Source organism: Wolbachia endosymbiont of Protocalliphora sialia, assembly GCF_053891855.1.
Genome location: NZ_JAIUJX010000001.1, coordinates 13951 through 38529, shown reverse-complemented (window position 1 = coordinate 38529; position 24579 = coordinate 13951). Strand labels below are relative to the sequence as shown.

At 34.3% G+C, this 24579-nt stretch carries 16 protein-coding genes and 1 pseudogene; 8 read left to right on the top strand and 9 right to left on the bottom strand.

Going from position 1 to position 24579, the window contains the following annotated elements; translation table 11 throughout:
* Positions 1 to 11 precede the first annotated feature (11 nt).
* Together dusB and LB100_RS00145 are read right to left on the bottom strand one after the other, a co-directional pair.
* Positions 12 to 962, bottom strand: a complete 951-nt coding sequence (gene dusB / locus LB100_RS00150; RefSeq protein WP_264719583.1) for a tRNA dihydrouridine synthase DusB — start codon at positions 960 to 962, stop codon at positions 12 to 14.
* Between the two features lie 7 nt (positions 963 to 969).
* Positions 970 to 2466, bottom strand: coding sequence for a hypothetical protein (locus LB100_RS00145; protein ID WP_406719371.1), 1497 nt, complete (start codon positions 2464 to 2466; stop codon positions 970 to 972).
* 136 nt (positions 2467 to 2602) lie between these two features.
* On the opposite strand from LB100_RS00145, the gene serS reads away from it, so the two are divergent.
* Together serS and purD are read left to right on the top strand one after the other, a co-directional pair.
* Positions 2603 to 3883, top strand: a complete 1281-nt coding sequence (serS, locus tag LB100_RS00140) for a serine--tRNA ligase (protein WP_264336778.1) — start codon at positions 2603 to 2605, stop codon at positions 3881 to 3883.
* Between the two features lie 33 nt (positions 3884 to 3916).
* Positions 3917 to 5188 (top strand): phosphoribosylamine--glycine ligase, encoded by a 1272-nt coding sequence (gene purD, locus LB100_RS00135; RefSeq protein ID WP_456200906.1) that lies wholly within the window; start codon positions 3917 to 3919, stop codon positions 5186 to 5188.
* Between the two features lie 58 nt (positions 5189 to 5246).
* Here purD and LB100_RS00130 read toward each other — a convergent pair whose 3' ends face one another.
* Together LB100_RS00130 and LB100_RS00125 are read right to left on the bottom strand one after the other, a co-directional pair.
* Entirely contained in the window at positions 5247 to 5696 is a 450-nt protein-coding gene (locus tag LB100_RS00130; protein WP_456200905.1) for an RDD family protein, read from the bottom strand.
* 49 nt (positions 5697 to 5745) lie between these two features.
* Positions 5746 to 6222, bottom strand: a complete 477-nt coding sequence (locus tag LB100_RS00125; RefSeq protein WP_456200903.1) for an RDD family protein — start codon at positions 6220 to 6222, stop codon at positions 5746 to 5748.
* Between the two features lie 144 nt (positions 6223 to 6366).
* On the opposite strand from LB100_RS00125, the gene icd reads away from it, so the two are divergent.
* The 6 genes and pseudogenes from icd to LB100_RS00095 all read left to right on the top strand — a co-directional run bounded on the left by icd (position 6367) and on the right by LB100_RS00095 (position 14078).
* Positions 6367 to 7794, top strand: coding sequence for an isocitrate dehydrogenase (gene icd / locus LB100_RS00120; RefSeq protein WP_456200901.1), 1428 nt, complete (start codon positions 6367 to 6369; stop codon positions 7792 to 7794).
* A gap of 66 nt (positions 7795 to 7860) precedes the next feature.
* Positions 7861 to 9154 (top strand): annotated as a pseudogene (locus LB100_RS00115) (molecular chaperone DnaJ).
* Positions 9155 to 9175: 21 nt separating this feature from the next.
* Positions 9176 to 9814 carry an endonuclease III gene (gene nth / locus LB100_RS00110; protein ID WP_456200900.1) on the top strand — a complete coding sequence of 213 codons (639 nt, stop codon included), beginning with the start codon at positions 9176 to 9178 and terminating at the stop codon, positions 9812 to 9814.
* 708 nt (positions 9815 to 10522) lie between these two features.
* On the top strand, positions 10523 to 12055 hold the full coding sequence (locus tag LB100_RS00105; RefSeq protein WP_264719593.1) for a Mur ligase family protein: 1533 nt from the start codon (positions 10523 to 10525) through the stop codon (positions 12053 to 12055).
* Between the two features lie 18 nt (positions 12056 to 12073).
* Positions 12074 to 12664 (top strand): COQ9 family protein, encoded by a 591-nt coding sequence (locus tag LB100_RS00100; protein WP_264719595.1) that lies wholly within the window; start codon positions 12074 to 12076, stop codon positions 12662 to 12664.
* 88 nt (positions 12665 to 12752) lie between these two features.
* The gene (locus LB100_RS00095) at positions 12753 to 14078 is read left to right on the top strand and encodes an alpha/beta hydrolase family protein (protein WP_456200897.1); all 1326 of its coding nucleotides are present in this window, start codon (positions 12753 to 12755) and stop codon (positions 14076 to 14078) included.
* Here LB100_RS00095 and rsmD read toward each other — a convergent pair.
* The 5 genes from rsmD to LB100_RS00070 form a co-directional block, all read right to left on the bottom strand.
* A complete protein-coding gene (rsmD, locus tag LB100_RS00090) occupies positions 14075 to 14623 on the bottom strand; it encodes a 16S rRNA (guanine(966)-N(2))-methyltransferase RsmD (RefSeq protein WP_456200895.1) in 549 nt (182 codons plus the stop codon). The genes LB100_RS00095 and rsmD overlap by 4 nt on opposite strands.
* A gap of 104 nt (positions 14624 to 14727) precedes the next feature.
* Complete coding sequence (locus LB100_RS00085; RefSeq protein ID WP_456201039.1) at positions 14728 to 15357, bottom strand: WD_0853 family protein; 630 nt, start codon at positions 15355 to 15357, stop codon at positions 14728 to 14730.
* Positions 15341 to 19201: a type IV secretion system protein gene (locus tag LB100_RS00080; protein ID WP_456200894.1), complete on the bottom strand. Its 3861-nt coding sequence runs from the start codon at positions 19199 to 19201 to the stop codon at positions 15341 to 15343. Before LB100_RS00080 ends, LB100_RS00085 begins: the two co-directional genes overlap by 17 nt.
* 81 nt (positions 19202 to 19282) lie before the next feature.
* A complete protein-coding gene (locus LB100_RS00075) occupies positions 19283 to 22210 on the bottom strand; it encodes a type IV secretion system protein (RefSeq protein ID WP_456200893.1) in 2928 nt (975 codons plus the stop codon).
* On the bottom strand, positions 22207 to 24579 hold the full coding sequence (locus LB100_RS00070) for a type IV secretion system protein (protein WP_456200892.1): 2373 nt from the start codon (positions 24577 to 24579) through the stop codon (positions 22207 to 22209). The genes LB100_RS00075 and LB100_RS00070 overlap by 4 nt, the downstream gene beginning before the upstream one ends.

Below are 24579 nucleotides of genomic sequence, written 5' to 3'. Positions count from 1 at the left end.
TTAATCTGTTTTTAACTAAAAAAATCAACTATATTTTCTTTCACCTCTGTGCTGTCTATTATGTTATTTACTCTTACACGAAATTCAGATGAGTTTTGAAGCCCGCTACTGTACCAACCTATGTGTTTGCGGGCCATCTTTATTCCTATGTCGCTTCCATAGTACTCAAGAATACTGTCATAATGCTTGAGTATTATGCTTAATCTCTCTGAGGCTGTTGGCTCAGAAACTTTATTTCCACTCAAAAAGTTTATTGCTTGATTAATCAGCCAAGGTTTGCCGTAAGCACCACGACCTATCATTACTCCATCTGCCCCAGATTCTTTAAGTGCACTTTGAACATCATTCAAACTCTTAATATCTCCATTTACTATAACTGGAATTTTTACCTGCTCTTTAACATTTCTAACGAATTTCCAATCTGCTTGACCATTATAAAGCTGTGCCCTTGTCCTTCCATGTACAGTAATCATCTTTGCTCCCAAATCTTCTGCAATTTTTGCCAAGCGCGGAGCATTACGATTTTCGTCATTCCATCCAGTACGCATTTTTACTGTAACTGGCACACTCACTGCCTTGACTACAGCTTCTATTATCTCAGCAGCCTTTTTTTCATCACGCATAAGTGCTGACCCTGCGTAACCGTTTACAACTTTTTTAACTGGACAACCAAAATTTATATCTATGATTTTTGCACCCATGCCCTCATTTAACTTTGCAGCTTCCGCCATAACATCAGGCTCACAACCAGCAAGTTGTACAGCGGTTAGTTCATCGACTTTTGCTTTTTGCATGCTCTGGCGAGTTTGCATGATCATAGCTCTGCTTGCAATCATTTCTGAGACTAGCAAACTTGCACCAAGTTTCTTTACAATACTCCTAAATGGATAGTCAGTCACTCCAGACATTGGCGCTAAAATAACTGGAGAATCAATAGTTAGATTTCCTACTTGGAGAGACACAGGCTTTCTAGTTGCTAAAAAATGTATTTTTGACACTGTTATAAGGCATTATTATAGCATCTTGCAGAGATGAACTTGTGGCAGGTTGTGTTTCCTCTTTCTTACTATCTTCAAGACTAAGCTGCTGTAGAGCATCATGTAAAATTCCACCTTCAGCAATGGATTCTTTCCACTCTTCATCCTCCATAAGTGCTTTTGCGAACTCTCTTCTTTTTTCTTGCAATTCTTCTGGCTTAGGCTTGTACTTTGATAACTCTCTGTCAATTTCATCAAATGATTTATCCTCGTTGAGCATTTCCGTAATCCTATGAGCATTTTCTAAAGCAAATACTCCACAATTACAGCCATCTTTTTGCTGATCAACCGCAGAACTCTTTATGCTATCATTTCCTATCTCTAAGGTTTCCTGCAATATGCCCACTATATAACTAGTATCAATTGGCTTACTAACTAACTTATTTCTATCTTCTCTTGCATGACCTAATGTTTTTTCAACATCATCTTTTTTCTCTTTAAGGCTAGCATTATCTGGATTATTTTCTCTTTCCCGTATTAAACTTCCCACCTCATTACTTAAGGGTACTAGACACTTCTCAGCAATCTCATTAGCAAGACTTATATCGTCTTTTACCTTTCCTTCAACCTCATTTGGTAATTTATTACCAAATGAGTCACAATAATAAGCTCTAAATTGTCTGTTACCATTACATGTGACTATCAGTGTTACCCAATGATTTCCTCCTAAATTAATAATCGAGGCAAAGATTTTTTTTGTGTTCCCTTGTTCTATTTTATACTCTTTCAGTTTTGAGTTTAAAGTACTCACATCACCAGGAATACAAAAAAGTACATTGCCACTTGAATTTTCTGAATAGTTATATACAGCTCTTGCAATATGAGAAATATCATGTTCTTGTAGCCAGTAATAGTAATTTTCTCTATTTGTCTGATGCATAAGAGTTTGTAAATCTTCATGAAACTCCTTGCCACCCAAACCACTATCTCCTGAAGCATTAGAATTTCTACGACTATTTTTACTTGAGGCAGGTTCACTTCCTGGTACAATACCACTATCTGTAGATGGAGAATAGGAATTTCTACGTACCCTCTTATCCGAATCATTTGTTTGTCTTGATATAGTATCTAGTCCACTATCCAGTGATTTACTTCTTGTGAATTTTTGCTCTTTTGGACTCTTTTCTTCCTTTACAGTTCCTTTTTCATCAACATAATCTTTTACCAAGTAAAATAAAGGTTCAATAACCATCTTGTATGTTGCTGTAAGCACTATTCCCATTAAAATCCAAACTATAGGGTTGGAGATGAGCATAGCAAGTGGTAAGGTTAAGAGGAAAGATCCCATTATCAATCCCAAACAGCCAATGGTAAATGTAGTCGCCAAATATATACAAAAAGCGTAGACAGCAAATCTTCCACTAGCCTTAAGTTTAGTGAAGTGAGTACTCTCTTTAAATGTATTGTACTTTTCTCGGATGCCCAACATGTTATATTTTATGAATACTACGTTAACTAATTCTAGCAAATTATGAAGGTAAAATCAATATTAGCATTTATATGTAAAAATATTGAGCATTAAAAGCTTTTGAAGTACAGTAATGATGTTAGTAATAGCACAACATATGCATGATATAGAACATATACGCAAAAACCCTGAAGGATTTGAAAAAGCAATAAAAAGCAGAGGGGTGAAAGAATTTACTACAGAAGAAATATTAGAGATTGACCATAAAAAAAGATCACTGACTACTAAATTGCAAGCTTTAAATAAGCAACGCAATGAGATCACGGAAGAAATAAAGAGGCTTAAAATGAACAAAAGCTCCTGTGAAAATGAGGTAGAAGTGTCAAGAAACATAACAAATGAGATAGAAGCAATCAGCTTAAAAGAGCAAACGGAGAAAGATAACTTAATGAATATCTTATCTAACTTACCAAATATCTCTGCACAAAACGTGCCAATAGGTGAAGATGAGAGCTCTAACGTAGAAATCAGAAAATATGGAGAGAGAAGAAAATTTGATTTTACACCAAAATTTCATTATGAACTCGGAGAAAGGTTAGGCTTGATGGATTTTGAACAAGCAGCAAAAATTTCTGGATCAAGGTTTACAATATTAAAAGGACAGTTAGCTAAGCTTGGACGAGCATTAATAAATTTTATGCTGGAAACACATGTTAATGAATTTGCCTATACTGAGGTGTATCACCCAGCCCTGGTGAAAAACGAGGCGATGTATAACGTTGGTCAGCTACCAAAATTTTCTGATGACTCATATTTAACTACCGATAAATTAAGATTAATTCCCACAAGTGAAGTAGTTTTAACAAATTTAGTTGCTGACAAAATAATAGAAGAAAAAGAACTGCCTATTCGTTTTACTGCATATTCAGAATGTTTTCGTAAAGAAGCTGGCAGTGCAGGACGAGATACAAGAGGTATGATAAGGCAACACCAATTTGGTAAAGTGGAGTTGGTAAGCATCACAACTGAAGACCAGTCAAAAGACGAGCTTGAACGTATGACTAGTGTTGCCGAAGAGATATTAAAAAAACTAGAATTACCGTACAGAGTAATGCTACTTTGCAGTGGCGATATGGGTTTTGCTGCACAAAAGACTTATGACATAGAGGTATGGTTACCTGAGCAAAATAAATATAGAGAAATATCAAGCTGCTCAAATTGTGGTACGTTCCAGGCAAGAAGAATGAACACTAAATACTTCTTAGAAAATGACAGAAAAACAAAAAAATACGTTCACACTTTAAACGGCTCAGCTTTAGCCATAGGAAGAACAATTGTTGCCATAATGGAGAATTATCAAAATTCCGATGGGTCAGTTACAATACCAAACGTGTTGCAAAGATACATGAGTAATGATACTGTTATAAGCAAACAATAATTTTGACATATATAGAAAAGCGAGGAAATAAAGATGAAGGTTTTGGTTATAGGTTCTGGTGGGCGTGAGCATGCTTTACTTTGGGCTCTAAAGAAGTCTCCTATCTTGACTAAGTTATATGTTACTCCTGGTCGCCCGGCCATGGAGAATTTTGGAGTTCTTGTGAATATAAATATTCAAGATTCAGTGGATGTTACACAATTTTGCAAGAAAGAAAATATAGAGCTAGTAATTATTGGTCCAGAGCAACCGATAATTAATGGACTTGCTGATGATTTAACTGCGGAGGGGATAAACGTTTTTGCTCCAAGTCAAGCAGCTGCAAAACTTGAGGCATCAAAGTCTTTTACGAAGGAACTATGTAAACAATATGGTATACCGACCGCCAAGTATGAACGTTTTATTGATGAAAGGTTAGCTAAAAATTTTGTCCGTAGTAATAAAATAAAATTGCCGCTTGTAATTAAAGCAAATGGAATTGCAGCAGGGAAAGGTGTCATAATATGCCACACAGAAAATGAGGCTTTTTCAGCAATAGATTCAATGCTAGTGGAGAAAAATCTTGGTGAGTCAGGTGAAGAAATAATCATAGAAGAGTTTTTAATTGGAGAGGAAGTAAGTTTTTTTGCTCTTATTGATGGGTTGAAGGTAGTAACCCTTGGGTGTGCAAAAGATTACAAGAGAGTTGGTGAAAATAATGAGGGACAAAATACTGGAGGCATGGGGTCATACTCATCACCTTCGATTATAAGTAAGGAGATGGAGCAAAAAATTATCCAAAAAATAATATATCCTACAATTCAAGCACTGACTAACATGGGAACATCCTATAAAGGAGTACTCTTTGCTGGTTTAATGATTTGCAAAGATAGTCCAAAGCTTCTTGAGTATAATGTTAGGTTTGGGGATCCGGAAATACAATCTATGTTACCTAGACTTGATCCAAATTGTGATTTGCTAAAGTTGATGTTGTCAGTTGCAGAAGGCAAGTTAAATACAAAAATGGTGGAGTTTAATCACAAAACTACAGTTTGTGTAGTCGTTGCAAGTAAAGGCTATCCTGGTGATTATCAAAAAGGAGAGGTAATTAAAGGATTGGATAAAATTGAAAACATTCCTGAAGTGCTAGTATTTCATGCTGGTACTAAGCTAGATGAAAATGGTAATTGGATTTCCGATGGCGGAAGGGTACTAAATATAGTAGGAGAAGGAAACACTGTGGAAGAAGCTAAAAGTAAAGTGTACTCAGCATTAAATTTTCTAGAATGGTTAGGTGGGTTCTTCAGGTATGATATTGGTAGTTAATTTAGCTCATGCAGAAACGAAAAAAGTCACTTTGCAAGCAGTAAACTAAAGAAAAACATCAACTAGGTTTATAATCTATCACTACCATGTTTGCAATTTTGTCGTGAAAAGCTTGTTTATGTTCATCACCTACTACACATACTAAAACTAAGATTAGTATAGCTAAGAATAAAATGGGATTACAAAGTGATATGCAATAAATTATAAAAAGAGCTATAGTCTTTTTCATTGCTTGCATTGTAGTGATTGACTCAAATGTATCTTTGTCTTTTACACGCATGCTAAATAACAAGTGTCTTGGAGTGCCGCCAAATTTTACTAGCATGAATATATGAAATATACATGGTATCATTAAAAATAAAGAAAATACAATCGTGGTGATTACAATTATTGCACCCATGATCCCTTGTATTGCGTGTGTAAGTGAGAAACCCACCGCCATTAAACCAAATGGTATTGCGATAAATAAAATACAATCAACTATAAATGCTAGAGTACGTCTTGTCATCGTTGAGTAGTTTACTTTTTTATCTATGTACTACCTATAAAGAAAAACATCAACTAGGTTTATATTCTATTACTACTGTTTTTGCAATCTTATCATAAAACGTTTGTTTGCGTTTATCAAATATTGCTAATACAAAAAGTAAAATTAATATTACAACAGGACACAAGAGACAACATAAGGCAATATAGTCAAATTGAGAATGTTCAAGGTAATAATAAGACAGCAGCCAAAATGGAAGAAAAATAATCCAAGAATAGTTTCTAAAAAAGCCTCTTATTATTACCTGTTTTAGAGTAACATTTGTAAATGTATTTGCACCTTTTATATATATTTTTAGCAATAATTTTCCTGGAGTACCACCAAATCTTGTTATCATTAGTATTTTTACTACTATATATAGTATAAGTATAAAGATCTCATATATTGATTCTTTAAATAAAAAAGAAGCGAGTGAATATATGACCGCATCAAGGACGGATGCTACAGTACGCTTCATGAAGCCCACATGATTTATTTCAATATTCATAGCCTAATTTATATTTCTAGTATCACTATCTAATATAAAGATGCGTTATTAAATAACCGTAACTATACTAATTTGGGTAATATTAGCTACTTGTGTCACTCTATCATTTGAATTAACATTAAGTCATGTGTAATTAGGAAAGTTATGTCAACACCAATCACAGTTGCGTATGGTGACGGTATCGGACCAGAAATTATGGAAGCGGTGCTGTCGATATTGCGTGAAGCGAAAGCAGAGATCTCAATAGATATTATTGAAATAGGAGAGCGTGTTTATAGTAAGGAATGGTCTCATGGAATTTCTCCGAGTGGTTGGGAATCTATCGAAAGGACAAAGATATTACTCAAATCTCCAACAACAACCCCTCAAGGTAAAGGGCACAAAAGCTTAAACGTTGCGCTCAGAAAGAACTTAGGGCTGTATGCAAATATTAGACCATGCATTTCGTATCACCCTGTTATAGAAAATAAATTCGATAAATTTGATGTTGTTGTAATACGTGAAAATGAAGAAGACGTTTATACGGGAATAGAGCATAGGCTCACTGGTGATTCTTACCAATGCACTAAAATTATTACTAGATCTGGCTCAGAGAAGATATGCAGGTATGCTTTTGAATACGCGAAAAAACACAACAGAAAAAAAGTAACTTGCCTGACTAAAGACAACATAATGAAAATGACTGACGGCGCTTTTCATGCAGCGTTTGATCGTATTGCAAAAGAATACCCAAATATAAAGATAGAACATTATATAGTTGATATTGGAATGGCAAAAGTTGCTACAGAGCCCGAGAATTTCGATGTTATAGTAACTGAAAATCTATATGGCGACATATTATCAGATATAGTGGCACAAACCTCAGGTTCTGTAGGGCTTGCAGGAAGTAGCAATATAGGTAATGAATATGCAATGTTTGAAGCGGTTCACGGCTCTGCTCCTGATATTGCAGGAAAAAACATAGCTAATCCTTCTGGTCTTTTAAATGCTGCAGTGCATATGTTGGTCTATATCGGTCAAGTGAGTACTGCAAAGCTAATTTACAATGCATGGTTAAAAACCTTAGAAGATGGAATACACACTGCTGATTTATATAAGGAGAAAAAGAGCAAGCAGAAAGTTGGGACAAAAGAATTTGCACAAGCTGTTATAGATAATCTAGGAAAGAAACCTGCAACATTAACTGAGCTTATAATTAGCAGTGATTTGGATAGTAAAATAAATAAAGTACAAGACCATTACGAACAAGATTACAAAGTTAAAAAGCTAGTGGGTAGTGATATAGCGCTTGCTTGGGACAAATCCAACAATTTTGATCAAATAGTAAGATTATTTGAATCGAGTAATCTGAAAATGATAGCAATATACTCAAAAGGACTTGCAATTTGGCCAGGAGGCTCAAAATCTTCAAGTGACCAAATAACCTGCAGGTTTATCGCAAATAATGAAAAGCAAGCTATTACAAATATTGATGTGAATAACTTGCTAATCAAACTTGAAGAAAATAGCTTTGACGTGGTGAGAATGGATAAATTGTATTTATATGATGGAAAAGAGGGTTTTTTCTCCTGATTATTGTTTAATGTTTTTGTGTTTGCGTAAAACACTAAATATGATATATTTATGTGAGGAATAGTAATGAGTCAACATTTTAAGTTAACTAATCAGGAGTTTCGTGATAATGCTAATCTGTTCGACATATTAGAAATAGAAGCTAAGCAAGTTGTAGACAAGAATTATGAAGAGCTTAGCGCAATTTTGAAGAAGCAGCATAAGAAGTTAATTCTTGTAAACCATCCTGACAAAGGTGGAGACAAAAATAGATTTGATCAGATTTATAAAGCTTATCAAGAGCTAAAAAAGTACATTGAACCTTTGGAGTCAGGAAATCCTTGTGTTAAAGTCAGTGTTGGTGCTGAAAGTAATGGACGTTTAACGGCAAGAGAGTTTCACTATAGGAGAAAGTTGTTTAACGAGCTAAAAATCAGTGAGGAAGAAGCTGTAGGTAAAGATTTTGATGGGTTGATTGCTATACTAAAAAGAAATGATTGTTCGTTTGGAAAAGACCTAAAAAGCTATAATGAATTTCAGGCTCAAATAGAGAGGATTTTGCTAAATCCAAATTTAGATAATTTTCAGAAGAGTGTACAAAGTGCAAAGTTAATGCAAGAGTTATATCAATATATAGCAAAGCCAAGCATACAATTATATTACTCCTCTAAAAGAAAAGAGAAGCCTAATTGAAGAAGATAAAAAGACATTAGCATTGAAATTTATAGAGCGCAAAAATGCTCTAATGTTAGTACCAAAAATAAGTTTTCTGCCTTTAGCTATATTAACTACAATTACTATAGGTTGCTATTTTTCATGGTGGATCATAGCACTTAATATCATTATTAATAACGCCTCTCGTTTATTAGTAGGTCATTATATGAAAAAGTATGCCAATTCAGAAATTTCTACTGATGAATTCATAAGTAAGATGAGCTATATCGAGCTAAGCAGTAAACTTCTTATCAACTATCCTTTAGCTGCTTTTTCTGTTTATTTAGTTACAATAAATTTCATTGCTAATGGATTAACTGTTGGTGGAGCTGTACTTGGTTCACTATTGTTATTGGCAGTATTAATTGAAGCATTAGCTCCTATTTTCTCAAAAGGCTGTGAAATATATGCTGACAAGCACACAAAAGATTTACTAGAAGAGGATCCAAGAGATAGAGTGTAAAAGGAGACTGATCTGTTAGGACGGTATGATCCACAAAAACTGTTAATGCCAATTATCATGCCTCTTGTTAGAAAATGTTTTGCAGAAGTGGCAAGCGAGTTTGCTGAAAGGAATTTTGATGAGGTAAAAACTGATATGTCTGATGTTAATACTGAAGGACTACCTCATCCTCGAGCAATTGAATTTGCACAGCAAACAGTATAGTATAAGCTTTTAGCTCTATGCATGGACTCAAAAAAAGTAGAACTGATATTTGAAAAATTCAAGCAATCAAATCCTACGCCAAAAATAGAGCTAAATTATACCAATCATTTTACGTTATTAGTTGCAATAGTTCTGTCAGCGCGGACGACCGATATAAGTGTTAATAAAATTACAAAGGAGCTATTTAGTATCGCTGATACGCCAGAAAAAATGTTGAATCTTGGGCAAAGTGAGCTGAGAAAATGCATAAGCAGTATTGGTTTATATAATTCTAAAGCAAAAAATATAATCGGGCTCAGTAAAATATTGATTGAGAGGTACAATAGCAAAGTGCCTACTAATTTCGATGATTTGGTATCTTTACCAGGGGTTGGGAGAAAGAGCGCTAATGTATTCTTAAATTCAGGGCTTGGTATTCCAACATTGGCAGTTGATACTCACGTTTTTAGAATGAGCAATAGAGTTGGGCTTGTGAAAGAAAAAGATGTACTTAAAACAGAGCAGTCTCTTTTAAATGTAGTGCCAAAAAAATACCTACTTTATGCTCATCATTGGCTAGTTTTACACGGTAGATACATTTGCAAGGCACAAAAACCTTTGTGTGAAGCGTGCACAATTCATGATTTATGTGAGTTTGAATGCAAGAGGTATAAAGTCTAGCACACTACTCCGATATTCCTTCCTTTTATCATTCAAGTTGGTTCCTTTATGATGACAGTTCCCAGATATTGGTTCTTTTTTTTCTAGATTCCAGTGTCAGCTACTTGAGTGACATGATGGAATATCATCAGGGTACTCTCCTTCTTGTCATCCCAGTGCTTGACACTGGGATCCAGCCTTTCTTACCAACAAAAACTTACCATAAGATGGCCTCTTTTGTGCTCAAAAATTTCTGAATTCCAGTGTCACACATTGGGATGACGCCTAAGGGGCTACTCGCATGACACCCTCTTTTTAGCCCAAATCACAATGTTCGTACAGCTGTGAGCCACGCGCTGCTCTTTTAGTTACAAATATTAAGACATTAACTAATTTAAAAAAGACAAAAGAATCCCCGTATAGCGAGTTTTAATAATGTAAATTGATAATGTGCTAACAAGCGCGATTTGGCTGAATGTAGAAAAAATAAAAAGACATGCAGCCGCTATAATTTTATGTAATTTGCCAATAAATATCTGAGTTTTTTACTGAATTTTGTCATTGAATCTGCGCAGATCAAAAACAAGAATAAATACTCTTATTGTAAGAGTAAGGGAGTTGGCAAAATCTGTCAAGGAATTTTCTGTTGGCTAAGGTTGTGACAATAAAGTTAAACGCTGCCAAAAACTATGGAAGAAGTCATTATAATTTGTATTATATCTTTATAAAATGGTTCGCATAAGTTATCTAGAAGTGCAACTAAACAAATACAAAAATCAAAGTGTTGCGGTTTTCGGCCTTGGTAAAACTGGTTTGTCTGTCATTAATGCCCTAACAAAAAGCAGTGCAAAAATATATGCATGGGATGATAATAAAGAGCAAATAGCAAATGCAAAAAAGATATATAAAGAGTGTAACTTTACTCATCCCAATGAGTATAATTGGCATGAGATAAGCACACTAATTTTGAGCCCTGGAGTGCCAACAGAGCCACATTGGATAGTAAAACTTGCAAGAAACTTTAACTGCAAAATAAAATCAGACATTGAGCTATTTCTTGAAACTAAAACTACAAGCCAGAAGGTTGTAGGCATCACTGGAACAAATGGCAAATCAACCACCACGTCATTAATAGGGCACATATTAAAATCCACAGGCAAAAAAGTAGCTATTGGCGGGAATTTAGGTGTGCCTATTTTGGATCTAGAAAGAGACGCAGAAATTTATGTAATTGAATTCTCCTCTTTTCAATTGGAGCTAATAAATAAAATTAATGTAGACATTTCTGTATTGCTCAACATCACACCAGACCACATAGATAGACATAGAAGTATGAATAACTACATAGCAACTAAATTAAAATTGATAAATGGTAGCAAGATTGCCGTGATAGGATGTGATAACAAAATTACCGCTGATGTATTCAATAAATTCACTGGGAACAAAATTCCAATTTCAGTAACATATTCCCTGGTGTCATTTCAGCGCATGACCAGAAAAGAAAAACCATTGCCAACTACTCAGATGATAGAGGGTAGTGCAAGAGATCTAATATCATTGGCAGATAACAATTTGCTTGATTATAGTGAACAGATTACTGGTATAGATCGAAATTATCTGGATCCCAGTGTCAGCTACTTGGATGACAAAAGGAGTGCTGAGATTCAGGAGATCTCGCTAAAACTAGAGAATCACAACTTATCAATGAGTGATATGAAAGTAAACCTAGTATCCAATGTAGAAAATATAGTAGCTGCGCACACCGTGTGTAAGTTACTTGGAGTAGATAGCAACACTATTGTCAATGAAATCAAATCCTTTCCAGGGCTAAGACACAGAAATGAATTCCTTGGCAAAATACATAATGTACTTTTTATCAACGATAGCAAAGCAACCAATGCAGAATCGACCGAAAAGGCAATTTTATCTTATAAAAACATATATTGGATTGTTGGCGGAAAAAGCAAAAAAGGCGGAATAGAATCATTAAGCAAGCATTTCACCAAGATTAGAAAAGCTTTTCTTATTGGAGAATCAACTGAAGTTTTTGCAAACATTATGGAGAACAAAATAGATTATATGAAGTGCTATAATCTAGAAAACGCATTTAAACTGGCTTTTGAAGAGGCCATAAATAGCAAAGAAGAAGTAGCGATATTACTTTCTCCTGCATGTTCTTCTTTTGATCAGTGGAAAAATTTTGAAGAACGCGGTGAAGCATTTTGCAGAATGTTTGAAAATCTCAGGTACAATTACATGTAGTGTTTAGTATAATGTTGTATGGAGCAAAAGTTAATAGTAGATGAACTGATTAAGGTTATCCCATTTGAAGGAATAAGTGATGCAACCTTATTAAAAGTATGCACGAACCTTAACTTAGCCAATAGTTTTTGTAAATTTCAAAATGGAATATATAGTGCTTTGGAGTACATAGCAGAAAACTTAAATAGCTCAATGGAAGCTGAACTAAGAAATTCCAATTTAGAAGATATGAAAGTGCGAGAGCGGGTAAAGTTAGCTATTCAAATACGCCTTTCAAACTACGCTAAGTTACCAAATTACAGAGAGTGTTTAAAAAATGTTTTATCATTCTCCATATTACCCCAAAATACATACTTTTCTAGTAAACTCTTGTACAAAACTGTGAGCACAATTTGGTACGGTATTTACGATCAATCAACAGATTTTAATTATTATACAAAAAGGGCAATATTAGCTGGAGTGTACTTAAGTACGATACTTTTTTTTATCAATGATTACTCAGAAGATTTTGTGGATACTCTCTCATTTCTTGACAGGCGTATCAACAACGTCATGACGTTTCAAAAATTCAAAACTCGCTTAAAAGGAATCATAAGAAACTTCTTATAAGCTTTCCATCATACTGGTTATTCATATTTACATTCTCTTGTTTTTTTGATCTTTATGTTAAAATAAGTTAATATTTATTAACAAAAAAATGAAAGTTATTTATCATACCATTGGTAATATCAAGCCAGAAGAAACTGCAAAACACGTGATAAACTTTTTTGGAGTACTTCAGTGTATCAAGGTTAATGCTCTTGGTAAAGATGCACCTAAGGAGCAAGAAAGTAAGTTAGTTAAGCATTATTTTGACTATCCTTATTTTTCTAGAATTATTAATCCAGAATTCTTTCAAAAAGAATTGAATGATGAAGAAAGAAAATTCAATAGGATAATATTATCATTATGGTTATGTTCTGCTATATTATCCACTGCTTCTATTATATCGTTATACTTGGCATACCAGAATCAAAAATCAAAAAAGGTGCTTATAGAGTTAGCTTTTGCATCAGTAGTGCTACCAATTTTGGCTACCATATGTGTTATTATACTTTGCTTATCGGTATTTTTTGATTTTGTTAAGAAAAGGTTTGTTATACATAGAATTAAAAGCTTTTTGGAAAATGAAGTCAGTCCTGAGTGGATCAAGTGTTATAAAAAAGAACTTATAGGTGAAGATCAGGAAATAGATGTAGAAGCTTGTGATCAAAAGTTGGAAAAAGATATGGAGGATATTATAGAGTTTCTTTTTGAGAAAAAGAAGATTATAGCACTATATAATTTTCTAACAAACGGTGAAAAGTTGGTTCAAGCTGGAATGGCAATGGTAAACATGTTACTTGTAAAAGGTGTGCATCCAAACGATATAATTTTGGATACTAATTCTCTTGGAGAAGGAGTTGCAGCAGAAGTTTTAAAAAGATTTGAAGATCAGGGTATTCATTTAACACTAATTCACAGCAATTCTTATAGTTCACTTAAGGATGCAGTCAGAGATTCTCCTCATAGTTTAGTTAAATGGCTTCCATTAATGCTCTTGAATCGTTGGTTCGGGCGCTGTGGATTAGATTTTAATCCACAAAAAGTTGTAGAGAATACAAAATGCCCTGTCTTAATTGCTGGCAGAAAAGGCGATACGGTGATTCCACAGGAAATACAGCTTGTTGGTAAACTTGAAGATCAATCCACCAAAAAAAGGCTAATAAGAAATATAGTGTTTGAACATGATCCTGCAATGCCTTGCGAGAATAAGAATATTCATACTGATCACAAAGAACATTTAGTTTGCCGTAAAGATAACGATAATGCAACAAGACATGAAGAAGAGGAGGAGCAGTTTATTGAAGAAGCACATGAATATTTGTTGAAAGGTGAATTTAATAAAAATTTTAACCTAGGAGACTACCGTAAAAGTAGTATCTCCAGAAATTTGATGAAAATAGAACTGAAACTCGTCAATGAAAAGCCTATACAAGTTTAAGTTGATAGAGAAAGAAAAATTATTTTTGCAATACCGTAGGTACGCTCCAAAATTACACTGAAGTTTTTATTGCACTCAAAATTTTCGTTCTTCCTAATCTCTAGAATTATTAATGCATCATCATTTAACCAGCCTGAGTGAGCTAGCCTGTCTAAAGTTGAGTTAACTAGATTACTATTATAAGGTGGGTCCATAAAAACTATATCGCACTTTGAAATAGGTCTTGGTAATCCGTTAGCATTGCAACAAATTAACGTGATATCGCTCGTAATTCCAAAATCTTCTGCTGTTTTTTTAGGCAGTTGCAAATTGTAATAATCTGAATCTACCATGAATGCATGTTTAGCACCTCGAGAAAGTGCTTCAAATGAAAAAGAGCCACTTCCACAGAATAAATCAAGTACATTTAGGTTATAAATAGGTTTTCTTGAAGAAAGTATACTAAATATTGCTTCTCGGACGATACTCATAGTTGGCCGTGCAGATAAATTCTTGCCTGTAGTTATTTTTCTTCCACGATATTTACCCGCAATAACACGTAACATATAAAACAAGTTTGAAGTTAACTAATTATTTATAATACACATTTAATGTCAACATAGCTTCAGCAGTCTAATAGAAAGAAGGTTGCTTGTGGAGAAACGCAAGATCAATCGCTTTTCTTTGATTTATTTTCTATACTGATTGCACGACCAATCTCGTCTTGTAAATCATCATGGTTGTTTTTTTCATCATGACCCATCCCTTCAATTCTACTTTCTAACTCTAACTTAATTAAAGTATTGATTTTCTCTATACTATCAAGGAAATTGTGACACTCTTCATCACTATATTCCTCACCAGATGCTTTTTTTTCTATAAATAGACTTTTAAATCCTACTAAATCAGAACTCTGATCGGCATTCAACACAATATTTCTCTCTATAAAACTAAGATCTGATAGTAACAAACTAACCTCTAATAGATCTTCACTTTCAATGTTTGCAAGATTATCAAGATCGTCTAAAATAGAGAACATCTTAAGTCTTTCTTGTGCAATCTCTTTGTCTTCCTTATCAAATTCAGACAATAAACCATGATTATCTACAAATTTCTCACTCAAAGCTTTATTTAGCTTTGAAAGACTAACATCACCTTGCTTAGTGCTATCTAGTAACAAATCTACCCTCGCTCTGCGCGCATTTAAAACATCATTGTAATCGTTTAACTTGATATTACCATCTTCGTCTTGCTGAAGACCATAATAACCTAGTCCTTTAAAATTAAGATTCCTCGTCATTATCACCTCTGCTATCAGCTCTTTCACTACCCTCACGTTCTCTGTCTTCTCCAAAAAGTGATGAGGTATCATAACTTTTGTCTTCCTGATCTCTTTCTTCTTTTTTTCTAGCTCTCTCAGCACGTTTTTCTATCGATTCTGGAGTATTCATCTCAAAAAGTGATAAAGGACTGTAAACCTCATTTTGCTTTCTTCTTCCTTCTCTTTCAGTACGCTTTTCCATACCTTCAAAAACAGACCCAAAATCATCAACATCATTCTGATCTCTTTCTTCTTTTTTTCTAGCTCTTTCGGCACGTCTTTCTATAGCTTCTGTAGTGTTTTTTAAATTTTCTGGTTCCGTGCCTAAATTTCGTGTCACTTCATTTGATTGATCAGGCTTATCTTCTTCTGTTGGCTGATCATGCTGTAGTTGATTAGGCTTGTCTTCTTGTTCTGTGCTTAGTTCTCGTACTACCTTATCTGGCTGACCTCCCCCTCGTAGTCGAAGAGGGTCGCCTTCTTCTAGTGGCTGATCATGGTTATCTCTTACTAGTTCCGTGCCTAACTCTCGTTCTACCTTATTTGATTGATCAGGATTGTCTTTTTCTGGTTCTCTCTTACGGCCGATAGTGTAATCATGAAGCTTCTCAAGAAATTCCCGTCTATATGTTTTTGCTCTATAGAGTAGATTATGCTGGTAACCATCCTTTTCTCCTGTAGCAGGGTTAATTCCTATAGAGTCGAGACCATGTTCCCAAGTAAACTTCATAGCATCTTCTATTGTATAGCCCAAATGTGATCCTACATATCCTTTATAATATTCTAAATATTTATCAATTCTTCTATGTGCAATATCTTCTTTATCAATTCCAAACGCCCTGTAGATTTTTTCCTCAAGCTTATCGACGTCATTTTCAGGCGATGTTGCAAATTTTGTTGCTTCAATTCCTGAATGAACAAGTTTGCGAGACATGTCTAATGTCTTTCCAGCCGCACTAGAAATTATTCCTATAGGTTTGCTAGATACATCTAATGCCTTTCCAGCTGCACCAAGAACTGCTCCTATACCTCTGGCTATTCTCCATTCCTTTTCCTTTAAAATTTCACTGCCTTTTCCACATGAATGAGCTGCTTTACCAAGAAATTCACCAGTTCTTCCAAGTACATGAGCTACACCTCCGGCTAATCTGTCCGGTACATGAGTAGCCCAATCACCTAAAGACTCTAACTTTCCGCCAGCAAAGTTCTGCCACTGCTGCTTTAATCCCTCTGTGACACCAGTTAGAGGTGATGCTTGATACATACTAGATATATTGTAAACACCAAACCCACCACCGGCAATGCTTGAGCCCATCTGTTGTACAAACTCCTTCAAAGAAAACATCAAAAACGAAAGCAAGAACAATACAAAGATCTCTCCTGCGTTGATTAAATAACCTCTCTGTATGTCTTGCACCCTTTGGTAATCACTATTTTCTTGATAATTTTTGCAATCCTCACAATCCTCACAATCCTCACAATCTTTACAATCTTTACAATCTTTACATTTCTGACAGTATTCACTGTTGGGATCCTTATATAAATCATGAAGTTTCAGTATTCTACAACCTTGTTTTTCTACCGCACTCCGCACTAAAGATCTTATTTCATTAATTATTTCCCTATAACTATTGCATTTATTTATATCTTGACAGTAGCGTTTTATTATTTCACTAACATCACCTATCCTTTTCTCTATATTGTTGATCAGTAATATAATGTCAGCCCTCTCTGATGCATGAGATAAACTATTTGTTAAGCGTACTAGATCTTTTGCACTACAGCCATTACTAACTATCATATCACTTTCCGCAATATAGTGGTCTGCTGGATTATCTTTAGTTCCAGGAATTGGATTAAAGAAAGGATAATCTATATAACGAAAACCTTTATTAATGTAATCTGGTGGAAGAGGGATATATCCAGCGCCACCAGTAAACTTTACTGTACCACCTATTCTGCTTAGTTTTTCTATACCTTCTATATTCTTATCTACGTTCAATGGAGAAGCCTCTCCAATAGCATAAGGTACAAAAATTTGCCCTGGAGTCCAGCTAAAGTATTCTTTATCAATTATACAAAAACCACCAAATACCCATTTTGGAGCACATAACTTTATTTCAAGCCATTTATTATAGCACACAGTAAAGCCTAACTGTTTATAAAAGGTATTCATTATCATCGCAGCAAGTAATGACAGCAGGGTAAATATCATAATTGATTGCAAACAGAAACTAATACAGAATTTTATCCAACCCTCAAATAGACTTTTCAGTGGTGAAAATAAAATAGAGATTAGGAATAGCGGCATTATAGCTACAAGAAAAGCTATACCCATAAAACCAGAAAGGAATATTATGTAAGCATACATACACAGCAGGAAATATAAGACAATCCCTATAAAAATTGCCGGTATCATAAGGAGACTTGCCCACATTTGATAATGTAAAAATGCTGCAAACTTTCTCCAAACAGAGTAAGCAAAAAACTTATTAAACATATCCTCCATGAAGCTAAACAATTTAGCTTCATTTCCTTGAGCAACGTTTGAATTACCTCCGGTGTTCATGTTGGGAGCAAAATTAGTAATTATGCTTATCAATTGTTCAAGACCTTTAACAAATAAAACAAGAAAATGATCATAGAAAAATCTAAAACTTCCAGGAGATATAAGCACTATTACTAGAGTGATTTTCATCATTCTGATGAGCATATCATGCTTAGTTTCTCGTATCATGCCAAAAAGATAAAGAAGCGATGAAATCACTATAAATAGAACAAGCAAGGAAAGAACAAAATTGTGAAAGCTCGTACTTTTTTCAGCTATATTTTCGAACATCGCCTGTGCAGCTGCAGGATCATTGCTATCAAAATGCTTTTTACAATTTTCGTTAATCAATAATACACATTTTAGATAGTTATAAACGTAATCAAAAAATCCAAAGTTACTTGGTTTCTGCACTCCGCTCAAAAATTCAAAAGAGTAGCCACCTGCATTATCTAGATAATATCTATCTAATATCTTTACATATATTTTCCATCCTTTTTCTAACCTCACCTTATTACAATTTCTGTCCTGTAATATGGTGTTATTTCTGTCTAAAGTAAAAAGCCCACTTCCATCTTCCGCTACGGAATTGTAACCTAGATGTACAGTAGGATATTGAGGATCGCGCATTAACTTTAGATTTTCGTTAGGATCACCTTTCCCCGTTTTAAACAAAAGATAAGCACCATGACCGTTGGTAAACCAACATGGAGCACCACGTGATACTGTATTTGCGCTATCATCTTCATTAATGCACTTGCAATTTACAGTGCAACTTGCATTAGGCTTACTTGAAAATTTTTGTATGCTAGGTTTATAATCATTACAAACCAAGTGAAAGTCAGGCAGACTGTTGTCACCTTCCCCTCTTTCAAATTTGGTTGCATATTTTAACTGCTCCAAACTTTCCAAACTATAACTACTTTGAGATTTCTTCTTATTACTATTGCTCCAAGATGTCCATGCACCATTTACTCGTACTACTAAACTATCTCCATTGGTTTCAAATCCAGTATCTTTCCACTTCACCACTTGATTAGAGTGAAAACCATAATTAATTTCTCCAGTATTAGGATCAATAATTTCTCTATCTTCTGGAACAAAAGCATCATGATCTCTTGAAAAATGAGCACCAATTGCAATGGGTTCAGGACCAAAATAATCAGCAGATATACATCTTGGAAAAGGCATATCATTCTTACTACAACCTGTAACCAGAACACAGATTACCAAAATTAATAACCTAAACCAACATTTGCCTAAGCGTGATTGCATACCTAAACTTTTTCCAATACAGAATAAATTTCTAAAACCTTACTTCAAATATCTTTTTAATTAGTTACTCCATATATCTCATCAATCTTCCTTGACTTGTCCTTTTGTTTTATCAGAATCCTTTTGCTTATCTGGCTGGCTTAGTGTTTCAGATTTGCTCATTTCTCTGCCAGCACTCCCTTTCCCATCTGCTTGCTTTGGTGTATCAGGCAATTTAGCTTCAATTTTGCTACGATCTTTACTCATTCCCTGCTTGATGTTATGTATCATATTTTGGGTTCTATCATCAAGGCCAACAGTTGACAGCATAGCTTGTGATGCGCTCCTAGAAATATGACTAACACTTTGAGCAACTCCATAACCAGAGCTGAACAACGCCTGCGCCATAGTTTCTGATATAGAAACAAAAGCTTCCATTGCACTAGCAATGATGAGATATATAAATGCCTGGATTAGATCTATAGGTAATGCTGCAAAGTGCCCACCAGCCCTTTCTCCAGTACTGAACGCAACATCAACACTAGTACCAGGACTATACCCAAGAGGTAATATTGATTTCATAAGACACAGATCATACGATAAAAAATTTACACTAATTAAGCATTGATAGCATGCAGAAAAATTTGTGAGGTTGTATAGAACTGAATACATTAACTGGTTTAAAAGAGACAAGGATGAAAATAAAATGACTGGTTGCAATGAAACATGAGCCAGCGTTTTTATCCAATTATCAAATAATGTTTTAGTTTGTTGAAATAGAATAAATACGATAAATAAAGGTGCCAACGACAATAAAAATGCTACTAAAACAGTAGATATTACATACTTAAACGTAGCACTAATAATGCATCTTAAAAACACAAAAGTGGCATAAAGTATTGCCAAAAATGCAATAAAGCCAAAAGGTCCTGATAGCATTAAAGACAAAAATTTCAGCCATGTTTCTCCTGTAAATAATACTCCCGCTGTTAAATCTAAGAATGCAAATTTTTTACCTCCTTCTCCTATATAGCCAGAAAAACTATCAACTAAATAAATGCTACCATCAACAAAAAGCCCAGACAAAGTTGTACCAAAGAATTCCCAACTTCTATCACTAAAAGCAAAAGCTATAAATGCTATTTTGAACATTCTTATAATAAAATCGAATTTACTTAGCTGTATTGTTCCAAGCATATAGCCAACAACAGTAAATATAACGTATAGAATAAGCAAAGCTCTTACTCCTTGTAGAAGCCCTTTTCTATATCCTTCATATGGAATTTTAATTCCGTCTTCACTCCCGTCTGTTATGAAATAAAAAATCTTGTTTACAGTGGATGAAATAAAATCGTTTATTTTTCTTTTTAAAAATAAATTTACTGTGTATTTGTTATCTTCATAATATTTGCCTTCTTTGTCCGTAATATCATCTTTCTTTACGTTTTCTACATTAATACCAAAGTATATCTTTTTAGACTCTTTATCCTTTAAATGACTTCCATCTATTATGTAATATTTTATGCTATCTTCTTTAACTTTAATTAAATCTCTTACTCTTTTAAAATTATTAGTGTCAGCAGGTCTATTTTTAGGCAGCTCATCACCTAGATACACATACAACTTTCTGCCGTCAGTGAATTTGCACGATCTAGTCACTTCAACATGATATCCACCTCTATGAAGAAAGTAATTGCCATTGCTTGCTATAGCAAGCATCACACTACTACCAGGTATTATATCTTTTTCATCTATTTTATAATCATGATTTAATTTCAAAGAAAAATGTTCAAAATTATCACCAATTTGCGAACACACATTATCTCCTTCTGCACCTTTCTCATTTGGAAGACATTGAATACCTTTAGCAGTATCCTGATCATCAAGATCACCAATTTTTGCAACAAGAGCTTCAGCCCAGGAAATATCTTCTCTGTCCTCTTTGAAGTTTAATTTAGAATTTGACATTAAATTAATGTCAATTTGCTTAGAATCTCCTTTATTTTCTTCAATCTTTTTTAATTCATCCTCAATGCCCTTAAGATGAGAATACATGTCACATTTATTTCCTTTATCATACTTATCATACCTGACAGAAGACACACAATTTCGTTTTCCTTCTGCACCTATCCCAATACCCTCTTTATTGTAACATACGTTCTGATAGTAACAATTAAGTTCATAAGAACTGTACTTGTTCAGCTCATTAAAATCACACCTTTTCCCATTACATAATTCATTCAGTCCTATTTTAGTTCGTCGTAGATCTAACAATGCACCATTCATCCATGGACTTTCATCTTTAATATAACCCTTATTAAAATGTACTTTATTATCGTATGGAGTGTAGCCATTGCCAACTAGCACTCTTCTTTTATTCATTTCTTCTTTATTCAGCGGCGGAAATTCTACTACAGTTCTTTTACCACTTTCTCCACAAAAGAACGTTCCTCCTCTTAGCATGTCTTTTATTGTAGCTTTGTCTTTTTCATCCCCTTTTTCATCTCTATAGCAATTATCATCAAAACTGATGCCCCTTCCTTGTGGATTGTCATAATCAATCGTTATCTCTCTGGGAATTAAGCTAAAGCTTAACTTATCACCAGGATTTACTTTAATTCCAGTATCTACATAACGTCTATTGCTATAGAATTCATTATTTCCAAAGCCTATGTCCCCACATATTTCTCGTTCATCAAGACTAGCATTATCAGTTAACTTATTACTGTAATTTGGTATTAAATCATTAGCACAAAATACAGCGGGCACAAGTACTCTCTTTGGATTTTTCCCTTCTTTAAGAGGACAAAGATTTACTGACCCACCAAGAGTAAATTTGATTTTCTCATCCTTGCTAATTACTTGACCAGAATCAACCCAATGAATTTTAACTCCTTCGCCAGCTTCACGAACTGGAACATCTATACTGACACTAGTATTTCTGCTCTGCAACCCAGGTTCAACACAATCCATTGTGCAGCCAGTAATTACAAGACATAGTATCAATAATAATGATTTTCTGCTCATCATTGATTTCCTGTGTTTGTCGGTATTTTAGGTGCTGATCTTTGAGCTGATTGTGGTATTTGAGGTCTTCGACTTGGTGTACCAGATTGCTGACCTGCTCTTCTTTGGATACTTTGTTCATCTAAACCTACTGTTCCCATTAAGCTTTGCTGATATTGCCTTCCTGGTTCGCTTGCTACATAAACACCAAACAACGAATCAGATATTGTTGAAGATGCCTCAACTAAAGCTTTCATAGCATGTCCCAAAATCACAAAAGCCATCATAGCTGTGATGTTAGGTGCATGTTTGGAAGCATAACCATAAATAATACAAGGATTAAAAATCTTTAAGTTAAGATTAAGTATACATGTAGGACAGACCTCAAAATTAAAGACCGAATACACAATATAATCCATAACCTGGCTTATTAATGATATAAAAATTAAAAGCACTACCGGATGAATTGCAAATCTTGCTAAATTTTTGACCCAATTGTGAAACATCTGTCTAGTATATCCAAATAGAAGGCAAATAATAAAAAGAGGCGCCAAGGAAAGCAATAATGCAACTATTGCTATAGATGTGATAAAAGAAAATAAGGCGTTAAACATCGATAAGCTCACTGTTATCAAACCCCAAATCACCAAGCAAAACGATACAATACCCAAAGGACCGGAGAATATAAGAGATACTATTAGTAACACTGAGTGTGCTGATAAAAACCTATTGAGCGGTAAATCAAGAAATTCAAAAACATTTGATGTTGTACCTCTGAAATTTGCTATTTCTATTAACTGTTTTGGAGCATTAACAAAAATAGAAAATGCATTGTTATAAAAAAAACTCCAACTGTTATCGTTCAGCAATTGGGTAATAACTCCTATCTTTACACATATAATTAAAAATTCATATATAGAAGCATGAGACAATCCAAAAAAGTAATAAAGGGTGTATAAAACTATATATAATACTAATAACGACACTATTGTAGATCTGATGGTATTTGTTCTATTTGATGCTACAAAACTTTGATAAAGAGACTTCACAGGGCTAGTATCAGAGTGAATCGCGTTAGTGTCTTTGTAGCTAGAACCGAAAAATGCAGTTTTTACTTTTTCATCAAAAAAATTATATATCGCACTAAAAGTTCTTACAGGTGGCTCTTTAGTTGTAAGGTTAATGCTAAACTGACCCTCATTTTTCTTATAATCACAGCCATGATCTCTTATTCCGTAATATATAGTGCCACTCTTGTCCTTTAGCTTTTCTTTTAAGCCTTCCATATATTGAGTATTATAAACTTTGCTAATGTCTACAGGTATATCTCCCTGAGTTTCATCGGGCTCACGCTCAGGAAATTTGTCAGAAACGCTTATATATAAGCTTTTTTCTAAATTAGGGATTCTTGTTACTCTTATGTTGAAACCACCCTTGCCCTTACCATCACCTAAACTAAAAGTTAACTCTGGTTTTGGATGGTTACGATCTATCTTATGATCACAGTTAATACATATACCGCCTCCTGGAATGTGTTCAAATTCCTCATTATCCATGTGAACACGTAATAGTGTAATGTCAGTTTTTACCCGTTTTTCCTTTAATACGTTATCAATAATTTCAGCAATAACAGATTCACCTCTAGAATTTAAAGTATTGAATATCTCACCTTCTATACTATTGTATTCAATATATACGCAACCTTTTTCTCCGCTGCCGAAAGAAAATTTACATATACGTCCACAGAGTAAATTTAAAATGCGCGTATCTATCTTACTTGCACTGCTCTCTGAAAGCTTGCTACAGTCTACATTTTCCCCTTGCTGTTTTATAGAGTCGATGACATTTCTAATTTCCTCTCTTTCACTTTGATCTAATTCTGAAGACCAGTACTCTTTTCCATTTAACCATTGTGCATTGCCTATTTCATATTTATTAGGACATATTTCACCTTGACACTTCTCTTGATTTAAAACATGTGAAAAATACTCCTTTTCCCCTTCACCGCAATTTTCGTCAATTTTTTTGCAGGTGACCATGCCATTATTGTTTTTACACATTTTACTTCCAATAACACTAAAGCTTATCGCATCGCCAGCTTTAAGCGCAAACGGTAATGTAACGTTTCTTACTCCAGGTTCAATTGCAAAATCTTTATATTGCGAACAAAAATTAACCTTATTAGGTACTATATTAATCTCTGTTACTTTTATTTTATCCGAAATATAGACTCCAGAATCAACCCATTTCTGCTCTGTTGACACTATATCCAATTTCTCACGCAAGCCTGATGAATCTTCTGGCTTAATACACCCGCACCCAGATAATAAAAAGAGTATCACAAAACTTATGCATAGCTTAACCAAATTTTGGTTGCTCAAATGTTCAAACAT

Bases quoted from the DNA above. Each gene is read 5' to 3' on its own strand.
- LB100_RS00070 (WP_456200892.1), bottom strand. From the start codon at position 24,579: ATGTTTGAACATTTGAGCAACCAAAATTTGGTTAAGCTATGCATAAGT.
- LB100_RS00125 (WP_456200903.1), bottom strand. From the start codon at position 6,222: ATGAATATTGAAATAAATCATGTGGGCTTCATGAAGCGTACTGTAGCA.
- LB100_RS00130 (WP_456200905.1), bottom strand. From the start codon at position 5,696: ATGACAAGACGTACTCTAGCATTTATAGTTGATTGTATTTTATTTATC.
- LB100_RS00075 (WP_456200893.1), bottom strand. From the start codon at position 22,210: ATGATGAGCAGAAAATCATTATTATTGATACTATGTCTTGTAATTACT.
- serS (WP_264336778.1), top strand. From the start codon at position 2,603: ATGCATGATATAGAACATATACGCAAAAACCCTGAAGGATTTGAAAAA.
- icd (WP_456200901.1), top strand. From the start codon at position 6,367: ATGTCAACACCAATCACAGTTGCGTATGGTGACGGTATCGGACCAGAA.
- LB100_RS00145 (WP_406719371.1), bottom strand. From the start codon at position 2,466: ATGTTGGGCATCCGAGAAAAGTACAATACATTTAAAGAGAGTACTCAC.
- rsmD (WP_456200895.1), bottom strand. From the start codon at position 14,623: ATGTTACGTGTTATTGCGGGTAAATATCGTGGAAGAAAAATAACTACA.
- LB100_RS00095 (WP_456200897.1), top strand. From the start codon at position 12,753: ATGAAAGTTATTTATCATACCATTGGTAATATCAAGCCAGAAGAAACT.
- LB100_RS00080 (WP_456200894.1), bottom strand. From the start codon at position 19,201: ATGCAATCACGCTTAGGCAAATGTTGGTTTAGGTTATTAATTTTGGTA.
- LB100_RS00085 (WP_456201039.1), bottom strand. From the start codon at position 15,357: ATGACGAGGAATCTTAATTTTAAAGGACTAGGTTATTATGGTCTTCAG.
- purD (WP_456200906.1), top strand. From the start codon at position 3,917: ATGAAGGTTTTGGTTATAGGTTCTGGTGGGCGTGAGCATGCTTTACTT.
- nth (WP_456200900.1), top strand. From the start codon at position 9,176: ATGGACTCAAAAAAAGTAGAACTGATATTTGAAAAATTCAAGCAATCA.
- LB100_RS00100 (WP_264719595.1), top strand. From the start codon at position 12,074: ATGGAGCAAAAGTTAATAGTAGATGAACTGATTAAGGTTATCCCATTT.
- LB100_RS00105 (WP_264719593.1), top strand. From the start codon at position 10,523: ATGGTTCGCATAAGTTATCTAGAAGTGCAACTAAACAAATACAAAAAT.